This is a genomic window from Pseudomonas sp. 05T35 (genome assembly GCF_056396605.1).
The window spans coordinates 1-1082 of the sequence record NZ_JBFTLU010000767.1 but is presented as its reverse complement, the minus strand read 5'-3'; the positions used below and the strand labels follow the sequence as shown (position 1 = coordinate 1082).

The following is a 1082-nucleotide window of genomic DNA, read 5'->3' as shown; positions in this document are numbered from 1 at the left end:
GTACAAGGTACGAAGCGAATGTTGTTTATTCCCGTCACGACATAGTTGAGGTTAGTGTTGGGCTTTGGATTGAGGTCGCCCGCGCCGTCCAATTGAAAGACCCGGTATTCAGTGAGTGTACTGGCTTGTCCCGAAGATGGGGTAGGGCCGTATTTTTCGATGAAAACACTGAAGCTCAGGGGGAATTTTGCTTTGTTCCAGCCTGTGCAGTTGGCCCAGTTGCAGCCGAGGTGGGAGGATATGTCGGTGCTGACTTTACCGTTGCTCTGGGTGATAGGCGCAGAATTGTAACGTATACCTATACGAATACCATTACCGATACTTACGTTTGCCGGATTAATGTGGAAGTAGATCTCTTCAGGACCTCTTTCATAGTCATCGGCGCATATGACATTGATTGACTTGGAGGCTGACTCCCAGATAATCGTTCCGTCTGGAGCGTCGGCGGGGACGGCAAGTGCTGTTCCCAATGCTTCCTTGATGCTGGCAGATTCAGTCTMATCTTCTTTGCAGGACAGCGCGAAACTGGTGGCGGGGCTGGCAGCGAAGGCAAGCAGTGAGGTCAGTAGAARCTTTTTAGCGGGTGACATGGAATGAATATCCTGCGGTGAGGGCACGCGTGATGCATTACTGAAGGTTTGCGCTATGGCGAGTTTGCAAACCAATGTCGGTGATTTCGGTAAAGGTTATTTTTGTGTCAGCGCTGATAGCGATTGTTGGCGTTTCGATAAGCCGGTCTTCTCCGGGTTTCAGAAATACATACTCGGAAAGCTTCTGTGTATGGCTGCCCGAGCCGATTCCTACATCAACCAGGGAAAGGTGAAACTGACTCGGATTTCTTATTTCAATTCGTTGCCCGTCCGGCTTTTTCCAGATCAGTTTTTGCACGGCTTCGGACGCGGAGCCTTGAAGGTCGGGAGGGCGATAAAAGAGTTTCAAGCGCTGACGGATTGCAAACTGCACGCTGTCCGGGTTTTCCGGCTTGAGGGGGATTTCCATGATGTTCAGCCAAAGCTGCGACTCGCGATCGTCGGGCAGGCCTTCACCGACATAAAAAATTCGCAGCAGGTGGCGCTCCTGGC

General features: G+C 51.3%; 1 protein-coding gene and 1 pseudogene. Both read right to left on the bottom strand.

Annotated features, from left to right (window positions below; translation table 11 throughout):
- Positions 1–590, bottom strand: a pseudogene (locus AC1DH9_RS29670) (fimbrial protein); the annotation flags it as partial.
- Positions 591–627: 37 nt separating this feature from the next.
- Positions 628–1082, bottom strand: a 455-nt coding sequence (locus tag AC1DH9_RS29665; RefSeq protein WP_477809396.1) for a fimbrial biogenesis chaperone, incomplete at its 5' end; no start/stop codon positions are given.